The 21,396-nt window shown below is 55.1% G+C and carries 24 protein-coding genes; 18 read left to right on the top strand and 6 right to left on the bottom strand.

Translation table 11 applies throughout. The annotated features are described in order from the left end of the window. Nucleotides 1-345, top strand: coding sequence for a gamma-glutamylcyclotransferase family protein (locus tag ACQ0PY_RS21070; protein WP_042999209.1), 345 nt, complete (start codon nt 1-3; stop codon nt 343-345). Nucleotides 346-510: 165 nt separating this feature from the next. Here ACQ0PY_RS21070 and ppa read toward each other — a convergent pair whose 3' ends face one another. Next, complete coding sequence (ppa, locus tag ACQ0PY_RS21065; RefSeq protein ID WP_042999210.1) at nt 511-1,041, bottom strand: inorganic diphosphatase; 531 nt, start codon at nt 1,039-1,041, stop codon at nt 511-513. Between the two features lie 307 nt (nt 1,042-1,348). Between ppa and ytfQ the strand changes: the two genes are divergently transcribed. From ytfQ to ACQ0PY_RS21040, 5 genes are all read left to right on the top strand, one after another. Beyond that, nucleotides 1,349-2,305, top strand: a complete 957-nt coding sequence (gene ytfQ / locus ACQ0PY_RS21060; RefSeq protein WP_042999211.1) for a galactofuranose ABC transporter substrate-binding protein YtfQ — start codon at nt 1,349-1,351, stop codon at nt 2,303-2,305. Nucleotides 2,306-2,450: 145 nt separating this feature from the next. Beyond that, the gene (ytfR, locus tag ACQ0PY_RS21055; protein WP_042999212.1) at nt 2,451-3,953 is read left to right on the top strand and encodes a galactofuranose ABC transporter, ATP-binding protein YtfR; all 1,503 of its coding nucleotides are present in this window, start codon (nt 2,451-2,453) and stop codon (nt 3,951-3,953) included. A 13-nt stretch (nt 3,954-3,966) separates the two neighbouring features. Next, nucleotides 3,967-4,989, top strand: coding sequence for a galactofuranose ABC transporter, ATP-binding protein YtfT (ytfT, locus tag ACQ0PY_RS21050; RefSeq protein WP_042999213.1), 1,023 nt, complete (start codon nt 3,967-3,969; stop codon nt 4,987-4,989). Next, complete coding sequence (gene yjfF, locus ACQ0PY_RS21045) at nt 4,976-5,977, top strand: galactofuranose ABC transporter, permease protein YjfF (protein WP_042999214.1); 1,002 nt, start codon at nt 4,976-4,978, stop codon at nt 5,975-5,977. Before ytfT ends, yjfF begins: the two co-directional genes overlap by 14 nt. 81 nt (nt 5,978-6,058) lie before the next feature. Next, nucleotides 6,059-7,171, top strand: coding sequence for a methyl-accepting chemotaxis protein (locus tag ACQ0PY_RS21040; protein WP_072185422.1), 1,113 nt, complete (start codon nt 6,059-6,061; stop codon nt 7,169-7,171). 74 nt (nt 7,172-7,245) lie between these two features. Here the strand turns inward: ACQ0PY_RS21040 and fbp are convergent, their stop codons facing one another. Further along, nucleotides 7,246-8,244, bottom strand: a complete 999-nt coding sequence (gene fbp, locus ACQ0PY_RS21035) for a class 1 fructose-bisphosphatase (RefSeq protein ID WP_042999215.1) — start codon at nt 8,242-8,244, stop codon at nt 7,246-7,248. Nucleotides 8,245-8,419: 175 nt separating this feature from the next. Here fbp and mpl point away from each other — a divergent pair, with 175 nt between their 5' ends. After that, a complete protein-coding gene (gene mpl / locus ACQ0PY_RS21030; protein WP_042999216.1) occupies nt 8,420-9,799 on the top strand; it encodes a UDP-N-acetylmuramate:L-alanyl-gamma-D-glutamyl-meso-diaminopimelate ligase in 1,380 nt (459 codons plus the stop codon). 51 nt (nt 9,800-9,850) lie between these two features. Here mpl and yjgA read toward each other — a convergent pair whose 3' ends face one another. Beyond that, the gene (gene yjgA / locus ACQ0PY_RS21025; protein ID WP_044264681.1) at nt 9,851-10,402 is read right to left on the bottom strand and encodes a ribosome biogenesis factor YjgA; all 552 of its coding nucleotides are present in this window, start codon (nt 10,400-10,402) and stop codon (nt 9,851-9,853) included. 95 nt (nt 10,403-10,497) lie between these two features. Here yjgA and pmbA point away from each other — a divergent pair, with 95 nt between their 5' ends. After that, nucleotides 10,498-11,850: a metalloprotease PmbA gene (pmbA, locus tag ACQ0PY_RS21020; RefSeq protein ID WP_044264679.1), complete on the top strand. Its 1,353-nt coding sequence runs from the start codon at nt 10,498-10,500 to the stop codon at nt 11,848-11,850. Between the two features lie 53 nt (nt 11,851-11,903). Further along, entirely contained in the window at nt 11,904-12,290 is a 387-nt protein-coding gene (gene cybC / locus ACQ0PY_RS21015; protein ID WP_054177077.1) for a cytochrome b562, read from the top strand. Between the two features lie 44 nt (nt 12,291-12,334). Here cybC and ACQ0PY_RS21010 read toward each other — a convergent pair whose 3' ends face one another. Continuing rightward, entirely contained in the window at nt 12,335-12,625 is a 291-nt protein-coding gene (locus ACQ0PY_RS21010; protein ID WP_172961308.1) for a helix-turn-helix domain-containing protein, read from the bottom strand. After that, nucleotides 12,609-12,935 carry a type II toxin-antitoxin system RelE/ParE family toxin gene (locus tag ACQ0PY_RS21005; RefSeq protein ID WP_042999220.1) on the bottom strand — a complete coding sequence of 109 codons (327 nt, stop codon included), beginning with the start codon at nt 12,933-12,935 and terminating at the stop codon, nt 12,609-12,611. Before ACQ0PY_RS21005 ends, ACQ0PY_RS21010 begins: the two co-directional genes overlap by 17 nt. Before the next feature lie 435 nt (nt 12,936-13,370). On the opposite strand from ACQ0PY_RS21005, the gene ACQ0PY_RS21000 reads away from it, so the two are divergent. The 9 genes from ACQ0PY_RS21000 (at nt 13,371) to ACQ0PY_RS20960 (ending at nt 20,837) form a co-directional block, all read left to right on the top strand. Then, nucleotides 13,371-13,709, top strand: a complete 339-nt coding sequence (locus ACQ0PY_RS21000) for a glycine dehydrogenase (protein WP_061075410.1) — start codon at nt 13,371-13,373, stop codon at nt 13,707-13,709. Nucleotides 13,710-13,720: 11 nt separating this feature from the next. Further along, complete coding sequence (locus ACQ0PY_RS20995) at nt 13,721-14,083, top strand: SFCGS family glycine-rich protein (RefSeq protein ID WP_012134368.1); 363 nt, start codon at nt 13,721-13,723, stop codon at nt 14,081-14,083. Nucleotides 14,084-14,085: 2 nt separating this feature from the next. Continuing rightward, on the top strand, nt 14,086-14,385 hold the full coding sequence (locus tag ACQ0PY_RS20990) for a DUF4312 family protein (protein WP_042321633.1): 300 nt from the start codon (nt 14,086-14,088) through the stop codon (nt 14,383-14,385). Between the two features lie 22 nt (nt 14,386-14,407). Then, a complete protein-coding gene (locus ACQ0PY_RS20985; RefSeq protein WP_042999221.1) occupies nt 14,408-15,184 on the top strand; it encodes a DUF4311 domain-containing protein in 777 nt (258 codons plus the stop codon). Nucleotides 15,185-15,195: 11 nt separating this feature from the next. Continuing rightward, the gene (locus ACQ0PY_RS20980; RefSeq protein WP_042999222.1) at nt 15,196-15,840 is read left to right on the top strand and encodes a DUF4310 family protein; all 645 of its coding nucleotides are present in this window, start codon (nt 15,196-15,198) and stop codon (nt 15,838-15,840) included. A 97-nt stretch (nt 15,841-15,937) separates the two neighbouring features. Continuing rightward, a complete protein-coding gene (locus ACQ0PY_RS20975) occupies nt 15,938-17,071 on the top strand; it encodes an amidohydrolase/deacetylase family metallohydrolase (protein ID WP_044253217.1) in 1,134 nt (377 codons plus the stop codon). Next, nucleotides 17,055-18,173 carry a DgaE family pyridoxal phosphate-dependent ammonia lyase gene (locus tag ACQ0PY_RS20970; protein ID WP_109739530.1) on the top strand — a complete coding sequence of 373 codons (1,119 nt, stop codon included), beginning with the start codon at nt 17,055-17,057 and terminating at the stop codon, nt 18,171-18,173. The genes ACQ0PY_RS20975 and ACQ0PY_RS20970 overlap by 17 nt, the downstream gene beginning before the upstream one ends. Continuing rightward, complete coding sequence (gene dagF / locus ACQ0PY_RS20965; RefSeq protein ID WP_044264672.1) at nt 18,170-18,910, top strand: 2-dehydro-3-deoxy-phosphogluconate aldolase; 741 nt, start codon at nt 18,170-18,172, stop codon at nt 18,908-18,910. Before ACQ0PY_RS20970 ends, dagF begins: the two co-directional genes overlap by 4 nt. A gap of 16 nt (nt 18,911-18,926) precedes the next feature. Next, nucleotides 18,927-20,837: a BglG family transcription antiterminator gene (locus ACQ0PY_RS20960; protein WP_054177074.1), complete on the top strand. Its 1,911-nt coding sequence runs from the start codon at nt 18,927-18,929 to the stop codon at nt 20,835-20,837. Between the two features lie 47 nt (nt 20,838-20,884). Here the strand turns inward: ACQ0PY_RS20960 and nrdG are convergent, their stop codons facing one another. Continuing rightward, nucleotides 20,885-21,349, bottom strand: a complete 465-nt coding sequence (gene nrdG, locus ACQ0PY_RS20955; RefSeq protein WP_109739529.1) for an anaerobic ribonucleoside-triphosphate reductase-activating protein — start codon at nt 21,347-21,349, stop codon at nt 20,885-20,887. Nucleotides 21,350-21,396 lie beyond the last annotated feature (47 nt).

Genomic DNA, 21,396 nt, shown 5'->3' with positions numbered 1-21,396 from the left:
ATGCGAATATTTGTCTACGGCAGTTTACGAACCAAACAAGGCAACAGCCACTGGATGACCAACGCCCAGTTGCTGGGCGATTACAGTATCGATAACTACCAGTTGTATAGCCTGGGCCACTATCCAGGCGCAGTTCCGGGGAACGGAACGGTACACGGTGAGGTTTATCGTATTGATAACGCCACTCTGGCCGAACTGGATGCGCTGCGCACCCGCGGCGGTGAATACGCGCGCCAGTTGATCCAGACGCCGTATGGCAGTGCATGGATGTACGTGTACCAGCGCCCGGTGGAGGGATTAACACTGATCGAAAGCGGTAACTGGTTAGACAGAGACCAGTACTGAGTAGCGCGCAGGGTAGGCCTGATAAGCGTAGCGTCATCAGGCATTTCCTTGTTTGCCAGCACTTTTACCACGCCACCTTCGGGTGGCGTAGTTTTTTGTGTCGGTGACTCGCGTTTACGGACACAAAAAAGCCCCGACATGCGGGGCTTCGCTCGACAGGACGAATTACTTCTTCGCCGCACGCTCGAAGGAGGCAACGATTTCAGCTTTCGCCGCTTCAGCGTTGTCCCAACCGTCGACTTTCACCCATTTGCCTTTTTCGAGATCTTTATAGTGCTCGAAGAAGTGCGTGATCTGCGCTTTCAGCAGTTCCGGCAGGTCGTTCACATCGTTGATGTGATCGTACTCTTTGCTCAGCTTGGTGTGCGGTACAGCAACCAGTTTCGCATCTTCACCGGATTCGTCGGTCATTTTCAGTACGCCAACCGGACGGCAACGGATAACGGAGCCTGGCTGCAGCGGATACGGGGTCGGGACCAGTACGTCAACTGGGTCACCGTCCAGGGACAGGGTGTGGTTGATGTAACCGTAGTTGCACGGATAGAACATCGCGGTGGACATGAAGCGGTCAACGAACAGTGCGCCGCTCTCTTTGTCGACTTCGTATTTGATCGGATCGGCGTTAGCCGGGATCTCGATAACAACGTAGATATCTTCCGGCAGGTCTTTGCCCGCAGGGACGTTGAGTAAGCTCATGTCTGTTTCCTTTAACTGTGTCGTAAACAAGTGGCGAGTATTATAGCTATCTCGCGCCGAATGTCTCCGCCTGATTTCGTTTTCACTCGTCTCCCGCTGGTCTTTTTAGACCACTCGCATGACAGAAAAATCCATATCTTCAGCCGCTTTTTTCATAGGTAAATGAAAGCGATTACAAACTTGTGATTAACGTTCTATTTACTTTTTTGAAGTGTGATGTAACGCAATCCGTTACATGCTCGATTGTCTATAGTTTTTTCGCGACTGTTTCTTAACCAACAATAACCTACCCTACGAGGACACAGTTATGTGGAAGCGCTTACTTATCGTCACAGCAGTTTCGGCAGCCATGTCGTCTATGGCCATGGCCGCCCCATTAACCGTAGGATTTTCGCAGGTCGGCTCTGAGTCCGGCTGGCGCGCCGCAGAGACCAACGTGGCGAAAAGCGAGGCCGAGAAGCGCGGCATCACGCTGAAAATCGCTGACGGTCAGCAAAAGCAGGAAAACCAGATTAAAGCCGTGCGTTCCTTTGTCGCTCAGGGCGTCGATGCCATCTTTATTGCGCCGGTAGTGGCAACAGGGTGGGAGCCGGTGTTGAAGGAAGCGAAAGATGCTGAGATCCCGGTCTTCTTGCTCGATCGTTCCATCGATGTCAAAGACAAATCTCTCTATATGACCACCGTCACTGCTAACAACGTGCTGGAAGGTCAACTGATCGGCGACTGGCTGATCAAAGAGGTGAACGGCAAGCCGTGTAATGTGGTTGAGCTGCAGGGTACCGTCGGGGCCAGCGTGGCGATTGACCGTAAGAAAGGATTTGCTGAAGCCATCGCCAAAGCACCAAACATCAAAATTATCCGCTCTCAGTCCGGCGACTTTACCCGTAGTAAAGGTAAAGAGGTGATGGAGAGCTTTATCAAAGCCGAGAACAACGGCAAGAACATCTGCATGGTTTATGCCCATAACGATGACATGGTGATCGGGGCTATTCAGGCGATCAAAGAAGCGGGGCTGAAACCGGGCAAAGATATTCTGACCGGTTCTATTGACGGCGTACCGGACATCTACAAAGCGATGATCGACGGTGAAGCGAATGCCAGCGTTGAACTGACGCCGAACATGGCAGGCCCGGCCTTCGACGCGCTCGAGAAGTTCAAGAAAGATGGCACGATGCCTGAGAAGGTCACGATCACCAAGTCGACGCTGTATCTGCCGGATACCGCGAAAGAAGAGTTAGAGAAGAAGAAAAACATGGGCTACTAAGTTCAGACCCTTTCTGGGGGCATACCTAACACCGTAGGCCTGATAAGCGAAGCGCCATCAGGAAAAGGTTCTGCCGGATGGCAACGTAACCGCCTTATCCGGCCTACGGGCCTCCAGAGCCACACTCTTGTCGCGGAGGGCTATTATGATCGCGGAACAACACCAGGAGATCCTCCGTACAGAGGGATTAAGTAAATTCTTTCCTGGCGTCAAAGCGCTGGATAACGTCGATTTCAGCCTGCGTCGCGGCGAAATTATGGCGCTGCTCGGCGAGAACGGGGCTGGAAAATCCACGCTCATCAAAGCACTGACCGGCGTCTATCATGCCGATCGCGGTAGTATCTGGCTGGAAGGCAGTGCCATCTCCCCCAGAAATACCGCACATGCCCAACAGCTGGGCATTGGCACGGTGTATCAGGAAGTGAACCTGCTGCCGAATATGTCGGTGGCGGATAACCTGTTTATTGGTCGTGAACCGCGTCGATTTGGCCTGCTACGGCGCAAAGAGATGGAAAAGCGCGCTACGGCGCTAATGGCGTCTTACGGTTTTTCCCTCGACGTGCGCGAACCGCTGAACCGCTATTCGGTGGCGATGCAACAGATCGTCGCGATCTGCCGGGCTATCGATCTTTCCGCCAAAGTTCTGATCCTTGATGAACCTACCGCCAGTCTCGATACGCAAGAGGTTGAGATGCTGTTCGGCTTAATGCGGCATCTGCGCGATCGCGGCGTGAGTCTGATCTTCGTCACCCATTTTCTTGATCAGGTTTATCAGGTCAGCGATCGGATCACCGTCCTGCGTAACGGCAGTTTTGTCGGCTGCCGGGAAACCCGCGAGCTGCCGCAGATTGAACTGGTCAAAATGATGCTGGGACGCGAGCTGGACACTCATGCGTTACAGCGTGCGGGGCGTACCTTGTTGAGTGATAAACCGGTGGCCGCGTTCAAAGGTTTCGGTAAGAAAGGGACGATCTCCCCGTTCGATCTCGAAGTACGACCTGGTGAGATCGTCGGTCTGGCGGGACTGCTTGGATCCGGGCGCACCGAAACGGCCGAGGTGATTTTCGGTATCAAACCGGCGGACAGCGGCAGCGCGCTGATCAGAGGAAAACCGCAGACGCTGCGATCCCCTCATCAGGCATCATGCCTGGGGATCGGTTTTTGTCCGGAGGATCGCAAAACGGACGGTATTATTGCCGCCGCCTCGGTGCGCGAAAACATCATCCTGGCATTGCAGGCCCAGCGCGGCTGGTTGCGGCCGATTGCGCGCAAAGAACAAAACGACATTGCCGAGCGGTTTATCCGTCAGCTTGGCATTCGCACCCCCAGCGCAGAACAGCCGATCGAGTTTCTCTCCGGCGGCAACCAGCAAAAAGTGCTGCTATCGCGCTGGCTGCTGACTAAACCACAGTTTCTGATCCTCGATGAACCGACGCGAGGGATCGACGTAGGCGCGCATGCCGAGATCATCCGCCTGATCGAAACGCTGTGCGCCGATGGTCTGGCGCTGCTGGTGATCTCCTCGGAGCTGGAGGAACTGGTAGGCTATGCGGATCGGGTGATCATCATGCGTGACCGCAAACAGGTGGCGGAGATCCCGCTGGCTGAACTGTCCGTTCCGGCGATCATGAACGCCATCGCGGCGTAAGGAGACTCTTGTGATGCCCCAATCTCTTCCGCAAACCACGCCGCCAAAGCGACGCTTTCGCTGGCCGACCGGTATGCCGCAGCTGATTGCGCTGCTGCTGGTGCTGTTGGTGGACAGCCTCGTCGCCCCCCACTTTTACCAGATTATCTTGCAGGACGGTCGTCTGTTCGGCAGCCCGATCGATATCCTGAATCGCGCCGCTCCCGTCGCGCTGTTGGCGATAGGGATGACGCTGGTTATTGCCACCGGCGGCATTGACCTTTCCGTTGGCGCGGTGATGGCGATTGCCGGCGCCACGACCGCGGCGATGACCGTCGCCGGTCACAGCTTGCCAGTGGTCCTGCTTGCCGCGTTGGGGACCGGCGTGCTGGCTGGCCTGTGGAACGGCGTCCTGGTGGCGATCCTCAAAATTCAGCCGTTTGTCGCCACGCTAATCCTGATGGTGGCGGGTCGCGGCGTGGCGCAACTGATCACCTCTGGACAGATTGTCACCTTCAACTCGCCCACGCTCTCCTGGTTCGGCAGCGGCTCGCTGCTGCTGTTTCCCACGCCGGTGATTATCGCGCTGATCACGCTGCTGTTGTTCTGGCTGTTGACCCGGCGAACGGCGCTCGGGATGTTTATTGAAGCGGTGGGGATCAACATCCGGGCAGCGAAAAATGCCGGCGTCAACACACGAGTCATCGTTATGCTCACCTATGTGTTGAGTGGGCTGTGCGCGGCAATCGCCGGGATTATCGTCACGGCGGATATTCGCGGTGCGGATGCCAACAACGCCGGATTGTGGCTGGAGCTGGACGCCATTCTGGCGGTGGTGATCGGCGGCGGTTCCCTGATGGGCGGGCGCTTTAATCTGCTGTTATCGGTGGTGGGCGCGCTGATCATTCAGGGGATGAACACCGGGATCCTGCTGTCCGGGTTTCCGCCGGAGATGAACCAGGTGGTCAAAGCCATTGTGGTGCTGTGCGTACTGATTGTGCAGTCACAGCGCTTTATCAGTTTGCTAAAAGGAGTGCGTGGTCGTGATAAAACGTAATTTACCGTTAATGATCACCCTCGGGGTTTTCGTGCTGGGCTATCTCTATTGTCTGACGCAGTTTCCCGGCTTTGCCTCCACGCGCGTGATCTGCAACATTCTGACCGATAATGCCTTCCTGGGGATCATCGCCGTGGGGATGACCTTTGTGATCCTCTCCGGCGGGATCGATCTCTCCGTGGGATCGGTGATCGCCTTCACCGGCGTATTCCTGGCGAAGGCTATCGGCTACTGGGGGATCTCGCCGTTACTGGCGTTTCCGCTGGTGTTGGCGATGGGCTGCGCGTTTGGCGCGTTCATGGGGTTGCTGATTGATGCGCTGAAGATCCCGGCGTTTATCATCACGCTTGCCGGTATGTTTTTCCTGCGCGGGGTCAGTTACCTGGTATCGGAAGAGTCGATCCCGATTAATCATCCCATCTATGACACGCTTTCCAGCCTGGCGTGGAAAATCCCCGGCGGTGGGCGTCTGAGCGCGATGGGCCTGCTGATGCTGGCGGTGGTGGTCATTGGGATTTTCCTCGCGCATCGCACCCGGTTTGGCAATCAGGTGTATGCCATTGGCGGGAATGCGACATCGGCGAACCTGATGGGGATTTCCACCCGTAGCACTACGATCCGCATTTATATGCTGTCAACCGGGCTGGCGACGCTGGCCGGGATTGTCTTTTCTGTTTACACCCAGGCTGGCTACGCGCTGGCGGGAGTGGGTGTAGAGCTGGATGCGATCGCTTCGGTGGTGATCGGTGGTACGTTGCTGAGCGGTGGGGTCGGTACGGTTCTTGGAACGCTGTTTGGCGTGGCGATTCAGGGGCTGATCCAGACCTACATTAACTTCGACGGCACGCTCAGTTCATGGTGGACGAAAATTGCCATTGGCGTTTTGTTATTTATTTTCATTGCGTTGCAGCGCGGTCTGACGGTGCTTTGGGAAAATCGACAGAGCTCGCCGGTAACACGAGTCGGCCCGGCAGCGACGCCGAAGTGAGACACAGATTTTACTTAAACACCTAAACTTTTTCCGGTTGTTGTCGATAGTTTCTGTATATCTTACAACCGGAAAATAACGATGCCAAAATCCCTCTCCCTACGAAATACCCTGTTGGTTTTATTGTCGCTTATTACCCTGTTATTGCTGCTAACAGGCGGCATGGGGATTTACGCCTCCACGCGAATCATTACCTCATGGATTTATTACGGAGTGATGACCGCGACGACGCTGACGGCCATCGCCCTGTTGGCGGTGGTCTGGCTGTTATTGCGTAATAAGCTGCTGAAACCGCTCGATAATGTGGTTGAACAACTGGAACGCCTGGCAACGGGAGATTTGTCGGCGGCAGAAAGCCGTTATGCCAGCGCCGAGTTTAATCGCCTGCAGGCCGCGCTTGAAGGGATGCGCATGGCGCTGAGTGAATCTGTCAGACGCGTTCGCGATGCCAGTTCGCAGATAGACACCGGCAGTCGTGAACTGACGGCGGGCAATATTCATCTGGCGACACGCACCGAATCGACGGCGACCTCGCTGGAACAAACTGCCGCCAGCATGGAGGAGCTTACCGCAACGGTGAAACAGAATGCGGAAAACGCCGATCAGGCGCATCAACTGGCGAAATCGGTTTCTGATACCGCCGATCGCGGCAGTGAAATGGTCTGTTATGTCATTGAAAAAATGCGCGACATTTCCGGGAGTGCTAATCGTATCGCCGATATTCTTGGCGTGATCGACGGGATTGCGTTCCAGACCAATATTCTGGCGCTGAACGCCTCGGTTGAAGCGGCGCGCGCGGGAGAGCAGGGACGCGGTTTTGCCGTGGTGGCGGGCGAAGTGCGCAATCTGGCCAGCCGTAGCGCGGAGGCCGCAAAAGAGATTCGTACGCTGATTGGCGACTCGCAGTCACAGGTGGGAGAGGGCAGCGATCTGGCGATGCAGGCAGGCGAAACGATGGATGAGATTGCCAGCGAAGTCATGCGGATGACCAAACTGATGCGGGAAATCGCCAGTGCGTCGCAGGAGCAGAGTCGCGGTATCGAACAGGTGAATATCGCGGTGAGTCAGATGGATGAAACGGCGCAGCAGAATGCGGCGCTGGTACAACAGTCTTCTGCGGCAACCCGTTCCCTGGAAGAGCAATCGCATGCGCTGATTGAAGCGATGGCGTCGTTTAAATTGCAGACCGCCTGACAAAAAAACGCCTCTCCGGGGAGAGGCGCTTAGTGTGTAGGCTGGATAAAGCGTCAGCCCATCCGGCAAGAGTTTTACGCGTCCGGGAATTCCCGGATAAAGCGTTCTACATCTTCAACCATATGGTTGTTGCCGACGAAGAACGAACGACGCTGGTGCAGGCTTTCCGGCGTGATATCCAGAATACGCTCTTTCCCGTCGCTCGCCTTGCCGCCCGCTTGCTCCGCAAGGAATGCCATTGGGTTGCACTCGTACAGCAGACGCAGTTTACCGTCCGGGTGGCTGGCGGTGCTTGGATAAAGGTAGATCCCGCCTTTCAGCAGGTTACGATGGAAGTCAGCAACCAGTGAGCCGATGTAGCGCGAGGTATACGGGCGCTGCGTGGATTTATCCTCTTCCTGGCAGAACTTGATGTACTTCTTCACGCCGTTCGGGAATTTGATGTAGTTGCCTTCGTTAATGGAGTAGGTGTTGCCTTTCTCCGGGAAGCGCATCCGCTCCTGACACAGGCAGAACACACCCAGTGACGGATCGTAGGTAAAGGCGTGGACGCCGCAGCCGGTGGTGTAAACCAGCATGGTGGAAGAGCCGTAAACCACGTAACCCGCAGCAACCTGCTTGTTGCCTGGTTGCAGGAAATCTTCTTCCGTGACCGGCGTGCCGACAGGCGTCACGCGGCGGTAGATAGAGAAAATGGTCCCGACAGAGACGTTAACATCGATGTTGGACGATCCATCCAGCGGATCCATCAGCACCACGTATTTCGCGTGTTCACAGCCTTCGAAAACGACGATTTCATCTTCTTCTTCAGAGGCAATACCCGCGACAATATCACGCGCCTTGAGTGCAGCTTTCAGTTTTTCGTTCGCGAACAGGTCGAGTTTCTGCTGAACCTCACCCTGTACGTTCTCAGCACCGCTGGCACCCAGGATATCGACCAGACCGGCCTTGTTGATATCGCGGTGGATGATCTTGGCGCCCAGCTTTATTGCCGACAACAACGCAGTGAGCTCACCTGTAGCATGAGAGAACTCGTGCTGCTTCTCGACAATAAATTCACCTAACGTTTTCATAACACTTTCCCTGCAATTAATATGGAGTAAAGCGACCGTAACAATCTTAACAAATATTTCAGTGGCTGCGCTCAGGTGAATCGCGCCAGCAAACTACGGATTATCCTGAAATGCGTTTCTCACTTGGCTGACATATGCGTAAAATGCCCCCTGGGTTAAATTAGGATAGTGACGTATGCGCATTCATATTTTGGGAATTTGTGGCACGTTCATGGGCGGTCTGGCGATGCTGGCGCGCTCGCTCGGTCATGAAGTAACGGGTTCGGACGCCAATGTGTATCCGCCGATGAGTACCTTGCTTGAGAATCAGGGCATTGATTTGATTCAGGGTTATGACCCCAGTCAACTCGACCCGCAGCCGGATTTGGTGATCATCGGCAATGCCATGACCCGTGGGAATCCGTGCGTTGAGGCGGTGCTGGAGAAAAACATTCCGTTCATGTCCGGCCCGCAGTGGCTGCATGATTTTGTGTTGCGCGATCGTTGGGTGCTGGCCGTTGCGGGAACGCACGGTAAAACCACGACCGCCGGCATGGCGACCTGGATTCTGGACGCTTGCGGTTACAAACCCGGTTTTGTGATTGGCGGCGTGCCGGGGAACTTTGACGTTTCTGCGCGTCTGGGCGAAAGCAACTTTTTCGTGATTGAAGCGGATGAGTACGACTGCGCCTTCTTTGATAAACGATCCAAATTCGTACATTACTGCCCGCGTACGCTGATCCTCAATAACCTTGAGTTTGATCATGCGGATATCTTTGACGATCTGAAAGCGATCCAGAAGCAGTTCCACCATCTGGTCCGCATTGTGCCGGGGCAGGGGCGGATCATCTATCCTGAGCACGACATTAACCTGAAGCAGACGATGGCGATGGGCTGCTGGAGCGAACAGGAGCTGGTGGGCGAGCAGGGCCACTGGCAGGCGAAAAAGCTGAACGTCGATGCTTCTGAATGGGAAGTGTGGCTGGACGGTGAAAAGGTCGGCGACGTGAAGTGGTCGCTGGTCGGTGAGCACAACATGCACAACGGTCTGATGGCAATCGCCGCAGCCCGTCATGTTGGCGTCCAACCGGCGGATGCGGCTCAGGCGCTGGGATCATTTATTAATGCCCGTCGCCGCCTGGAACTGCGCGGTGAAGCAAACGGCGTCACGGTGTACGACGATTTTGCCCATCACCCAACGGCGATTCTGGCAACGCTTGCGGCGCTGCGCGGAAAAGTAGGCGGCACGGCGCGCATCATCGCCGTGCTGGAACCGCGTTCCAACACCATGAAGATGGGGCTTTGCAAAGACGACCTGGCGCCGTCATTGGGCCGCGCAGATGAAGTGTATCTGCTGCAACCACCGCATATTCCGTGGCAAGTCGCGGAAGTGGCGGACGCCTGCATTCAGCCTGCTCACTGGAGCGGGGATGTGGATACGCTGGCAGAGATGATCGTGAAAACGGCGCAGCCGGGCGATCACATTCTGGTGATGAGTAACGGCGGATTTGGTGGAATTCACCAGAAACTGCTGGATGGTCTGGCGAAGAAAGCCGAAGCGGAAGCTGAAGAGTAATAAAAATGCCCGGTGGCGCTGACGCTTACCGGGCCTATTTAGCGTACGGGATTACTCTTCGTTTTCCGCCAGTTCGCGCAGATACTGGAAGATCTGACGTGCGGACTTCGGCGGCTTATTCCCTTCTTTCTCTTTCTTCGCATTGCGGATCAGCGAGCGTAACTGCTGACGATCGGCGTGCGGCCACAGATTCAGCACCTCTTCTACCGCGTCATCGCCTTCATCGATCAGACGATCGCGCAGATGCTCAAGCTTGTGAAACAACACCACCTGCTGGTTGTGGCGGTTTTTCAACTTATCCAGCGCCTGACGGATAGGATCCACCTCGCGTTGGCGCAGCATTTTACCAATCAACTGCAACTGGCGGCGGCGACCTTCCATCTTGATACGCTGGGCCAGCTCAATGGCGGCACGCAGGTCCGCATCAAGCGGGATTTTGTCCAGCGCGTTTTTCCCCAGATCCACCAGTTCCGCGCCCAGGCGTTTTAGCTCCTCGGCGTCGCGTTTAATTTCACTTTTGCTGACCCAGATAATTTCATCGTCTTCGTCTTCGATGTCATCACCGGGAACGTCGTCGAGCCAGTCTTCGGGCTGCTTTGTCATGTCAGGCTCCTTAAAAAAAGAGGCTAATGTTACCAGTTAAGATGCGCACTGAAAAACGGTTCTCTGTTAGACTTCAAAGAAACTCTCTCTACATTATGGCATTTGCGATGAAAGTAATCTCACAAGTTGAAGCGCAGCGTAAGATTCTGGAAGAAGCAGTTTCGACAGCGCTGGAGTTAGCCTCAGGCAAATCGGACGGGGCGGAAGTCGCCGTAAGCAAAACGACCGGCATCAGTGTCAGCACCCGTTATGGTGAAGTGGAGAATGTCGAATTCAATAGCGATGGTGCGCTGGGGATTACCGTCTACCATCAGAACCGTAAAGGCAGCGCCTCATCGACCGATTTAAGCCCACAGGCTATTGCCCGTACCGTCCAGGCGGCGCTGGATATCGCGCGCTACACTTCACCGGATCCGTGCGCCGGTGTGGCCGACAAAGAACTGCTGGCTTTTGACGCGCCGGATCTGGACCTGTTCCACCCGGCTGACATTTCCCCGGACGAAGCCATCGAACTGGCAGCGCGTGCTGAACAGGCCTCTTTGCAGGCCGACAAACGCATCACCAATACGGAAGGCGGCAGCTTTAACAGCCACTATGGCATTAAAGTGTTTGGCAACAGCCACGGTATGTTGCAGGGCTATTGCTCCACCCGCCATTCGCTGTCCAGTTGCGTAATTGCCGAAGAAAACGGCGATATGGAGCGCGATTACGCCTACACCATTGGTCGCGCGATGGGCGATCTACAAACGCCGGAATGGGTAGGCGCAGACTGTGCTCGCCGCACGTTATCCCGCCTGTCTCCGCGTAAACTCTCGACCATGAAAGCGCCGGTGATTTTTGCTAACGAAGTGGCGACCGGGCTGATTGGACATCTGGTTGGCGCAATTGCGGGCGGTTCGGTGTACCGCAAATCCACATTCCTGCTGGATTCGCTGGGCAAACAAATTCTGCCTGAATGGCTGACCATTGAGGAGCATCCGCACCTGCTGAAAGGACTGGCCTCCTCACCGTTTGACAGCGAAGGTGTGCGCACGGAACGTCGTGACATTGTGAAAGACGGCGTTCTGACTCAATGGCTGCTGACCAACTACTCCGCACGTAAGCTGGGGCTGAAAAGCACCGGTCATGCGGGCGGCATTCATAACTGGCGTATTGCCGGACAAGGACTGAACTTTGAGCAGATGCTTAAAGAGATGGGCACCGGTCTGGTGGTCACTGAACTGATGGGCCAGGGCGTGAGCGGCATTACCGGGGATTATTCCCGCGGCGCAGCCGGTTTCTGGGTTGAAAACGGGGAAATTCAATACCCTGTGAGCGAAATTACCATCGCCGGAAATTTAAAAGAGATGTGGCGCAATATTGTGACGATTGGTAACGATATTGAAACACGTAGCAATATACAGTGTGGTTCAGTACTGTTGCCGGAGATGAAAATCGCCGGGCAGTAAACATCCATGGCGCGACCTGCCGCGCCATAACAATAAAAAAAAGGAAGTGAGCAATGCGTAAACATCTGTTAGCAATCATCGCAGCTTCAACGTTAGTTTTGGGCTCTTCCGTGTTCGCCGCTGATCTGGAAGATAATATGGAAACGCTTAACGATAACCTGAAGGTAATCGAAAAAGCGGATAACGCGACGCAAGTGACCGATGCGTTAACCAAAATGCGCGCCGCTGCGCTGGACGCGCAAAAAGCGACGCCGCCAAAACTGGAAAGCAAGGCCTCAGATAGCCCGGAAATGAAAGATTTCCGTCATGGTTTCGACATTCTGGTCGGCCAGATCGACGGTGCGCTGAAGCTGGCAAACGAAGGGAAGGTCAAAGAAGCGCAGGCCGCGGCGGAAGAATTCAAAACCACCCGCAACGCGTATCACAAGAAGTATCGTTAATTGTCTTGCTCACCTGATGTCTCCAGAGGGACATCAGGTGACCGTCACAGGATGATTTGCGGATGTTTAATTCCGCAGGCTCTGGCGTAACGGACAATAGTTTCCAGACTGGCCTTGATAATATTCGCTTCCATCCTGGAGACTGTTGGCGGCGTAACCCCCATTCTTTCAGCAACTTGCGCGCGAGTTAATCCCGCGTGTTTACGCCATTGTGCGAGCATAGCTTGTAGACGTGCCTTCCGCTCTTCCACTTCCATTGCGGCTTGTACATCAGGATCGGACATCAGGTCTGCTCTGACGTCGTCCCAGGCGACGCTTTTAGTTTTCTTGCTCATTGAGCATCTCCTCCAGCCTTTCGAAGGCTAGCATCATTTCTTGTTTGGGCGTTTTCTGCGTTTTCTTAATGAACACGCGTAACAGATAGATGGTTTTGCCTTTCTGATAGACATACAGACCACGGCCTGGCTCGGTTCCCATTGTGCGAATCTCAAACAGACCAGCACCGAGAGGTTTGCTGTCGGGTTCCCGTAATGCAGTCGCATTGATTTTTAACTTATCAATCAAGCGAATCATTTTTGCCCTGACGGTGGGCGGTAAACTTGCCAGCTCGCTGGCAACATCGACATGCAGCATGACGGTAAACACGGCATCTCTCCCTGATAAAATATTAGCATAAAAGCTAAATTAGCTTATAGGCTAATTTAGGTGTTTCCTCTTTATGATGGGGACGCATAGCCATCACCGTATTTTCTTGTAATCACAAATTCCGCGCCAGCGTGGGGTTTAGCCTATGCGTAGCGCCTCGCAGAGATTCGTCATAAGTCTTTTGGATACTATGGTTGAAAATCGCTCTTTGCTCACAGTTTCAGACTTTCTTCTCTGCTGGCGTCGCAACGAAACGCCGTTGATATCTGTGAATAAAATCACACTTTTCCAGCGATAAATCATCAAAACCCCCTTTTCTGTGGAACAGATCACTATTGCCACTCGCCTTTCCACTTCGAAGTGGAAAACAACTCGCTACAAACTTTTTACCCCCACCGCTAGTTTTAACTCAGAGCCATTAACGGGGTAAGACGAGTGAATAACGGAGCAGTAATGAACGACATGGGGGAACAGGTGGCGCAGATTGGTGAACTGGCCGATCGCATGCTGGCGCAAGTGTATGCCTTGCTGCGTGAACATCACATCATTCCCAACGCCGTACAGGAACAAATGCTGACGTCTCACGTTCGCGCCATGGCGCACCGGTCGGTGACCGGCGAGCCTTTGCCGGAAGTGGAAGCCAGTTTGTTTGATGAAATTTCAGCCGACTCAATGGCGCTTGCCCGCGACGTGGTCGCAGCGTTTGGCAACCTTCCCGAGGAAGAAGCCTGGCTGCTGTCCGTCCACTTTGAAGTCGCGAAAGACAACCTTTAAGGAGCAACAACATGGAACAGATTACAGTCGTGATTGGCGATCGTCTGGGTAAAGGCCAGAAAGTGGCGGCAGGCGTCGAGAAAGCCGGTGGTCGTGCGGTGGTAGTACCGGGCGTTGCCGCGGATATGAAACTGGGGGACGTGATGAAAGCGGAAAACGCCACGTTCGGCATCTCTTTTTGCGGCAGCGGCGGCGCGGGCGCCATCACTGCACAGAACAAATACGGTTACAAAGCCAAATACGGGATGCGCTCTGTGGATGAAGGCGTAACGGCGATTAACGAAGGCTGCAACGTGCTGGGGTTCGGCTTTATGGATAAAGAAGAGCTTGGCGAGCGCCTGGTCCAGGCGTGGCAGAAAAAATACGGCGCGTAAGTATGAAAGAACAATTCACCACAACGGTGAGAGTCACCGGTAAAGGCGAAGCCAAAGCGCGCGCCTTTGCCGATGCCCTGAACCACGTTCAGGCCGCGGTCATGAAGGCATCGCCGCACATTTTACTGCGTATTGAGCCACAGGATGTGCAGGTTGTTCAAGCGCGTGAAGCGGTGCGCAAAGAAGCGTTTTTGTTCTTCTTTCTGCGCCGGGAACGACGCACTTACAGCGTGGAGCTGGATGTGACCGTCAACGTGACAGCCATCAATCTGGACAAGGTGGATTTTGTCTCGCAACGCTGATTCTTGTTAAGAAGGCATAATTATGTTCCTGATAATTTTAATAAAATCGCTCATCATCGGTGCCCTCGTCGGCGTGGGTGTGGGGGCCGGGGCTGCACGCATGTTTCATGCGCCTACCACACAGGGGATGGGTGCGTTTCGAACTCTGGGGGAACTGAATTCCTGCGAAGGGGATCCGGCTTCTCACTTCTCGTTTGGTCTGGGCTTTTTCTTCAACGCCTGGGCCTCATCCGTTGCGGCGGGCTCGTTCACACAGGACGTGGATCACCGCATCATTCCTAACTGGGGCGCGGCAGCGCTGATGATCAAAAACCGTAACGTCGGTGAAACGCTGCATGACCCGAAAAAAATGGCGATTGCGTGCGGCGTCATCGGCATGATCGTCGTGACCTTCCTGAACCTCACGGCTTCTTCCGTACCGGAAGCGTTGCAGGTGACCGCCGTTAAGGTGCTGGTCCCTGCGGCAAACCTGCTGGTCAACACCGTGATGCCGGTGATCTTCTGGCTGGCGGCGATCGATGCCGGTAAGAAATCAGGCTTCTGGGCAACCGTTTTCGGCGGCGCGGCACAGTTGATCATGGGTAACGCCGTACCGGGTCTGGTCCTCGGCATCCTGATTGGTAAAGGCGTTGAAGAGAGCGGCTGGAACCATGTGACCAAAGTGATGATGGCGGCCATCGTTCTGCTGTTCGTCCTGAGCGGCTTCTTCCGTGGCTTCGACATGAAGATGATCGAATCCTTCCACATGACCGTGCCGAACTGGCTCGAACTGATCCACAACTCGCTTAGCGGCAAATAACGGAGGCCACAATGGAACAGAATAAAGGTTTTTGGTTTGCCGACTGGTCGTTCCCGATCTTCGTTGGCCTGCTCTCCTCCGGTGTGTTTGCCGGGACGCACATGTACTACCTGTACGGGATTGGCGCGTTTAACGAAGTGGCGTTCGTGGCCATGCTGAAAGCGGGGATTGATACCGGATCGTACGGCGCAGTGGCCGCGTTTGGTGCCAGCTTCCTGTTCGCCCGCATTATCGAAGGCTCCCTGGTGGGGATTCTGGATATCGGCGGTGCGATTCAGACCGGCGTTGGTCTGGGGGTTCCGGCGCTGTTGTTGGGCGCAGGCATTGTGTTCCCGGTTGAGAACTTTATCGCTTCTCTCGCTACGGGGCTGGCGATTGGCCTGGCGATTGGTTACGTCATTATCCTGGCGCGTAAGTTCACCATCAATCAAAGTGACTCGACCTACGGGGCGGACGTGATGATGGGGGCCGGTAACGCCTCGGGGCGTTTCCTCGGCCCCTTGATCATCCTCAGCGCGATGACGGCGTCGATCCCTATCGGTGTGGGTTCTTTGGTCGGCGCACTGCTGTTTTACATCTGGCAGAAACCGATCACCGGGGGCGCTATCCTTGGCGCCATGATTTTAGGTTCAATCTTCCCGATTGCGATTAGCTAATTACCTGATGGCAAAGCGCTTATCAGGCCTACGGATAAGCGCGTCTTTGTTGGCCGGATAGGGTGGTTACGCCGCTATCCGGCAAAAGGAGAGAGACATGTTTGATTTACTCCTTCGCCGTGCGCGTCTGGTTGACGATACGGTCTGTGATATCGCCCTGAAGGACGGCAAAATCGCCGCGTTAGGCGAGATAAACGACCCGGCGGTGAAAACCGTTGAGCTCAACGGCGAGTACTACGTCAGCGCCGGATGGATTGATTCCCACGTTCACTGTTATCCAAATTCCCCGATTTATCACGACGAACCGGACAGCGTAGGCATTGCCACCGGCGTGACGACCGTTGTGGATGCGGGCAGTACCGGTGCCGATGATATTGATGATTTCTATGCCCTCACGCGCGACGCCGCGACGGAAGTCTATGCACTTCTGAATATCTCCCGCGTCGGGCTGATTGCACAAAACGAACTGGCGAATATGGCCAACATCGATGCCGACGCGGTACAGCAGGCGGTGAAACGCTACCCTGATTTCATCGTCGGCCTGAAAGCGCGTATGAGCAGCAGCGTGGTGGGTGAAAATGGCATCACGCCGCTGGAACGCGCCAAAGCGATGCAGCAAGCGAACGGTGATTTGCCCCTGATGGTCCACATTGGCAATAACCCGCCGGATCTGGATGAGATCGCAGAGCGCCTGACGGCGGGCGATATCATCACCCACTGCTACAACGGAAAACCCAATCGCATTCTGACGCCGGAGGGCGAACTGCGCGCCTCGGTCACCCGGGCGATTCAGCGAGGCGTGCGTCTGGACGTCGGGCACGGCACGGCCAGCCTGAGTTTTGCGGTGGCGAAACGTGCCATCAGCTTAGGCATTCTGCCGCACACCATCAGTTCTGATATCTATTGCCGCAACCGTATTAACGGCCCGGTACATTCGCTGGCGAATGTGATGTCGAAATTCCTCGCCATCGGGATGTCGCTGCCGCAGGTCATCAACTGTGTGACGGCGAATGCCGCCGACGGCTTGCGTCTGAAATCCAAAGGTCGCCTCCAGCCAGGTCTGGACGCTGACTTAACCCTCTTTACGCTGAAGCGTCAGCCAACCGTGCTGATCGATGCCGAAAATGACAGCTTACAGGCTGAAAAACTGCTGGTGCCGCTTGCCGCAATACGTGCGGGCAAGGGTTATATGACCGAACAAGGGAGCGCGGAACATGCCTTCGATTTTTGAGAAATACCATTTAAAGCAGGTAATTAATACCTCCGGACGAATGACGGCGCTGGGCGTGTCCACGCCGCGCCCGGAAGTGGTGGAAGCGGCGATGGCCGGTATGAACCAGTACTTTGAGATGAAAGATCTGGTGAATAAAACCGGGGAATACATTGCGAAGCTGCTGGATGTGGAAGGGGTGACGGTGGTTTCCTGTGCGTCTGCGGGCATTGCTCAGTCGGTGGCCGCCGTGTTGGTCCAGGACAGCGACTGGCTGCTGGAGAACCTGCACATCACACCGATTGAGAATAACGAAATCGTGCTGCCGAAAGGGCACAACGTTAACTTTGGTGCGCCGGTTGGCACGATGGTGGCGCTGGGCGGTGGCAAGCTGGTGGAAGCCGGATATGCCAATGAATGCTCTGCCGCACAGCTGGCGGCGGCAATCACCCCGCGCACGGCGGCGATTCTTTACATCAAATCCCACCACTGTGTACAAAAAAGCATGCTCAGCGTTGAGCAGGCCGTCGTCGTGGCGCGTAAACACAATCTGCCGCTGATTGTAGATGCGGCGGCGGAAGAAGATCTGCAGTGCTACTACCGTTCGGGGGCCGATCTGGTGATCTACAGCGGCGCGAAGGCGATCGAAGGCCCTACCAGCGGACTGGTCATCGGCAAAACCCAGTACGTCGAGTGGGTGAAACGCCAGACGGCGGGTATTGGTCGGGCGATGAAGGTCGGCAAAGAGGGGATTCTCGGCCTGACCTGTGCCATTGAACTCTATTTGAATGCGCAGAAAGAGAGCGGCGCGGAGATGGTGGAAAAAATGACGCCGTTTATTGATGCGCTGAATGCGCTCAACGGTGTGACCGCTCGCGTGGTGTGGGACAGCGCGGGACGGGATATCGCCCGCGCAGAAATTAAGTTTGATGAAGCTGTTACCGGCATCGCGACAGGCGAACTGGTGGAAGCCCTCAAGCAGGGTGAATACGCGATTTACTTCCGTGGTTACAAAGCCAACGAAGGAATTATTGAAGCAGATGTGCGCAGTGTTGATCGTGCACAGTTGGACATTGTGGCGCGCCGGATTGGCGACGTGATTAATCAGGAGAAACAAGCATGAAATTGACCCCGAACTTTTATCGCGATCGCGTCTGCCTGAATGTACTGGCCGGCTCGAAAGAGAACGCGCGTGACATTTACGACGCGGCGGAAGGTCATGTGCTGGTGGGTGTACTCTCCAAAAATTACCCGGATGTCGAAAGCGCGGTGGCGGATATGCGTGACTACGCGGCGCTTATCCACAATGCGCTCTCCGTAGGGCTGGGGGCGGGCGATCCGAACCAGTCGGCGATAGTCAGTGAAATCTCCCGCCAGGTGCAGCCGCAGCACGTCAACCAGGTGTTCACCGGCGTAGCAACCAGCCGCGCCCTGCTCGGGCAGAGTGAGACGGTGGTCAATGGTCTGGTATCGCCGACTGGTACGCCTGGTCTGGTCAAAATTTCCACCGGGCCGCTGAGTAGCAAAGCGGCGGACGGCATTGTCCCGGTCGAAACGGCTATCGCGCTGCTGAAAGATATGGGCGGTAGCTCGATCAAATACTTCCCGATGGGCGGTCTGAAATGCCGTGACGAGTTTAACGCGGTGGCTGAAGCCTGTGCGCGTCATGATTTCTGGCTGGAGCCAACCGGCGGGATCGATCTGGAAAACTACGCTGAGATTCTGCAAATTGCCCTCGACGCGGGCGTCAGTAAAATCATTCCTCACATTTATAGTTCTATTATTGATAAGGTAAGCGGAAACACCCGTCCGGACGATGTGCGCCAGTTGCTGGCGCTGACCAGGGCGTGTGTAGGTTAAAAACGAGGAGAGTGATGTGCGATTCCCCAACCAACGTTTGGCGCAACTGTTTACGATGTTGCAAAACGAGACGCTGCCGCAGGATGAGCTGGCGCAGCGGTTGTCGGTTTCCACACGAACTGTTCGTGCTGATATTACAGCGCTCAACGCCCTGCTGACTCAGCACGGCGCGCAGTTTATCCTCAGCCGGGGCAACGGTTATCAGCTCAGGATCGATGACCCGGCAAGCTATCAGTCCCTGCAATCGCAGCAGCCCAGCGCGCTGCGAATTCCGCGCACCAGTCAGGAACGCGTACATTACCTGATGGTACGTTTTCTGACATCCGCCTTTTCTCTCAAACTCGAAGATTTAGCTGATGAATGGTTTGTCAGTCGGGCGACGCTACAAAACGACATGGCAGAAGTGCGTGAATGGCTGCAACGCTATCATTTGACGCTGGAAACGCGTCCGCGCCATGGCATGAAACTGTTCGGCAGCGAGATGGCGATCCGCGCCTGCCTGACCGACCTTCTCTGGACGCTGGCGCAGCAGGATCCCGCTAATCCGCTGGTGACCGAAGAGGCGCTGTATGCCGGGGTGCCATCGCAGCTTCAACCGCTGCTTGAGGAGATTTTCAATCGCTTCCATATTCGCCTTACTGACGAAGGCGAGCTGTTTTTACGTCTGTACTGCGCGGTCGCGGTACGCCGTATCAGCGAAGGGTATCCGTTGTCGGAATTCACCAACGAAGAGGTGGAAGAGAACGTGTGCCTGGCGGCGCGTGAGATTGCCGCTGTCGTGCAACATCTGGCAAATCATCCGCTGTCGGTGTCGGAAGAGAACTGGCTGAAGGTACATATCGCGGCGCGGCAGGTGCAGGAGATTGCGCCCAGTGCGATCAATGCCGACGACGAGGAAGCGCTGGTCAATTACATCCTGCGGTTTATCAACAGCCAGTACAACTATAACCTGTTGAATGATAAACAGCTTCATGCGGATTTACTCACTCACATCAAAACGATGATCACCCGGGTGCGCTATCAGATCATGATCCCGAACCCGCTGTTGGAGAACATCAAGCAACACTATCCCATGGCATGGGATATGACCCTGGCGGCAGTCTCCAGTTGGGGTAAATACACCCCTTACGCCATCAGCGAAAACGAGATCGGCTTTCTGGTGTTACACATCGGCGTTGGGCTTGAACGTAGTTACAACATCGGTTACCAGCGGCAGCCAAAAGTTCTGCTGGTCTGCGACACGGGAAATGCGATGGTGCGGATGATTGAAGCGGTACTGGCGCGCAAATATCCGCAGATCGAGATTGTAAACACGCTGACGCTGCGTGATTACGAACAGCGCGAGAGTATCGCGGAGGACTTTGTGATCGCCACGGCGCGGATCGGTGAGAAAGACAAGCCGGTCGTGCAGATCGCCCCGTTTCCTACCGACTATCAACTGGAGCAGATCGGTAAGTTAGTGCTGGTAGACAGAACCCGTCCGTGGATGCTGAACAAATACTTCGATGCCGCGCATTTTCGTATTATCGAAGGCGAGATGGACCAGCAGACGCTGTTTAAAACCTTGTGCGATCAGTTGCAGCGTGAAGGGTTTGTCGACGCGGAATTCCTCGATTCGGTGGTGGAACGTGAGGCGATTGTCAGCACGATGCTCGGTGACAGCATTGCGCTGCCGCACGCCCTCGGACTGCTGGCGAAAAAAACGGTGGTCTACACGGTGCTCGCCCCGCAGGGTATCGCCTGGGGGGACGAAACCGCACATGTGATCTTTTTACTCGCTATCAGTAAAAGCGAGTACGAAGAGGCAATGGCCATCTACGATATCTTTGTCACTTTCCTGCGTGAACGCGCTATGACGCGACTGTGCGGCAGCCAAAACTTCGCCGAGTTTAAAGCGGTGGCAATGGAGTGTGTGAGTCGTTTTTGATGGGAGGGGCAGGAAAGACGGAAAGCAGATGCTGTCCGCCATAGTGTTTACCGTAAATGATGGACAACCTGGTTGCTGCTGCCGCGCCAGATCAGCGCCGGGTCTTTCAGATCCTGCACAAATTTGCCGTCCACCAGCACGTTAATGAGGTCCACAACCTGCATTTGCGCGGCGTTGAGTTCATCCAGCTTATAGCCGGTCCACACCCAGATATCTTTACCTGCACATTCAGCACGAATGCGCTGCACCAGCTTCAGGATATCCGGTACGTTCTGCGGATGAAGCGGATCGCCGCCGGAAAGGGAGATCCCCTGGCGGTGGATCCGCGTATCGTTCAGATCGCGGATGATCTGGTCTTTCATTGCTTTCGTGAACGGCTGACCGGAGTTCAGCCGCCAGGTGCTTTTGTTATAGCAGCCGGGGCATTCGTGTACGCACCCTGAAACAAACAGGGTGCAGCGGGTACCGGGGCCGTTAACGATATCGACGGGATAATACTGGTGATAATTCATTTTTCCTCGTTGCATTTGGCGCTGTAGCTGTGTTGGCCGCTCTCACT

This window comes from Citrobacter sp. LST-B2, from assembly GCF_057983045.1.
The sequence above is the reverse complement of the archived record's forward strand: the minus strand, read 5'-3'. Positions and strand labels throughout refer to the sequence as shown.